Source organism: Luteimonas sp. 22616 (genome assembly GCF_052044325.1).
In the GTDB taxonomy this organism is placed as follows: Bacteria; Pseudomonadota; Gammaproteobacteria; order Xanthomonadales; family Xanthomonadaceae; genus Luteimonas.
On the sequence record NZ_JBQEMW010000003.1, the window covers coordinates 1 to 2,144 of the forward strand.

General features: G+C 69.8%; 1 pseudogene. It reads right to left on the minus strand.

Annotation, left to right across the window (positions count from 1 at the left end):
• Positions 1-2,132, minus strand: a pseudogene (locus ACTJIL_RS16090) (ESPR-type extended signal peptide-containing protein); the annotation flags it as partial.
• Positions 2,133-2,144: the final 12 nt, after the last annotated feature.

Genomic DNA, 2,144 nt, shown 5'->3' on the forward strand with positions numbered 1-2,144 from the left:
GCCAGCGCGTTGGCGCCGCTGCCGAACGCCGACGCGCCGTCCGCGAGGGCATTGGCCGCCTCGCCTGCCGCGGTGGCGTTGATCCCGTCCACGTACGCGCCCACGCCCTCCTGGTCCGGGTCGTCGCTGGCCTGGAAGAAGTGGTCGGTGTTGTCCGCCGTCTTCGCCACTTCCTGCAACTGCGCCACGTTCACCGCATCGGTGTCCTCGGTGCCCGCGGCCACGTTGGTGATCTGGCGCTCTTCGCCCACGTCACCCACCGAGACCGTATTCTCGCGATCCGCATACGAACCCGCGCCCAATGCCACGCTGTTGTCGGCATCGGCCATCGAGTTGGCACCCAGCGCCACGCTGTCGGCGCCGTAGGTCGTGCTGTAGAAGCCCACCGCCGTGCTGTTGATCCCAGCGGCCCATGCCTCCGCGCCCACGGCGCTGGCGGTATTGCCCTGTGCATAGGCGAAATAGCCCAGCGCCGTGCTCTCCACGCCGTCAGCCTGGGCCAACGCACCGGTCGCGGTGCTGTAATCGCCCCATGCACCCGCACCCGAGCCAAAGGCCGATGCCGCTTCGCCCGTTGCCTGGGTCGACACCAGGAAGCCGAGGCCCGGAACCAGGTCCGCGAGGCCACCGACCGCGGTGCTGCCGTTGCCGGCCGCGAAGCTCTGCGTTCCCATCGCGGTGCTGTATTCGCCGACCGCATTGGCCACCAGGCCAAACGCCGAAGACTGCGTGCCCGACGCATACGCGCCGACACCATAGGCCGATGCCGCGAAGCCGCTGGCCTGCGCGCTCGCGCCCACCGCCGTGCCGCCCACGCCGGCGCTGGTCGCACCGGTGTCGATCGGGGTGCCGTTCGCATCGACGATCAGCGGGTCGCCGTTCTCGTCCACTGCGTTGCCGCCGACCGCGACCGCGCCGGGACCGGTCGCCTGCGCGTTCTGGCCGAACGCCGCGCTGTTCTGGCCCGTCGCCAGGGCGTTGAAGCCCACCGCCGTCGAGTTCTGGCCGATCGCATTGGCGCCGCTGCCGAAGGCCGACGCACCATCGGCGAATGCGTTGGCCGCCTCGCCTGCCGCGGTGGCGTTGATCCCGTCCACGTACGCGCCCACGCTCGGGTTATCCGGGTCGTCGCTGGCCTGGAAGAAATGGTCGGTGTTGCTCGCCGTCTTGCCTACTTCGTCCAGCTGCGCCTTGTTCACCGCATCGGTGTCCTCGGTGCCCGCCGCCACGTTGGTGATCTGGCGGTCGATCGCGGCATGCGTGACTCCGATGTCGTCCACCCATGCCTGCGCCGCACCCACCGAGATCGCGTTGGCCCGGTCTGCCAGCGAACCACTCCCCAGGGCCACGGCATTGGCCTCCTCCACTCGCGAGTCCGAGCCGAGCGCCAAACCGTTGACTCCACCCTCGCGCACCGTCGCACGTGCGCCGATGCCGATGCCGTTGTCTGCGAGGGTCAGGGCCGCGCGTCCGAAAGCGATTGCATTCGCCCCGTCGGCCAGCGTGGTGGTGCCGAATGCAATCGAATTGCTGTCCACGCTCAGCGCGCCGCGGCCGACCGCGATGGCGTTGCCGCCGCTCGCCGACGCCTGCATGCCGAGGGCAGTGCCGCCCGTCGCAGTGGCGTGCGCACCGGGGCCGATCGCTACCGTATTGGCCGCTAGTGCCCACGCAGAGAAGCCGAGCGCGGTCGCCCCCTCATACTGAGCCCAGGCATATGCGCCGACGGCCGTTGCGGTATCCCCCTTCGCTTGGGCGTTGTAGCCCATGGCGACGCTCCAGAACCCCGGGACAAGCGTGCGATTGCCGACGGCAACGCTGTTCTCGCCGAATGCCTGGGCACCCGCGCCGAATGCCGCGCTGCCATTTCCCGTGGCCTGGGCACCGGCGCCGACGGCCGTCGAACCTGCCACGGCCTGGGTGCCGATCAGCTCGTCGAGCGGATAGTTGTACTCGTCGTAGGCCGGCCCCATTCCACCGATGGCCACGCTGCCGTCGCCGTTCGCGGAACTGTTCTGACCCATGGCAACCGTGTCGCTGCCGATCGCGTTCGCGCCACTGCCGTAGGCCGACGCACCGTCGCCAATCGCGTTGGTCGCTTCGCCCGCCGCGGTGGCGTTGATCCCTTCCACGTATGCGCCCAT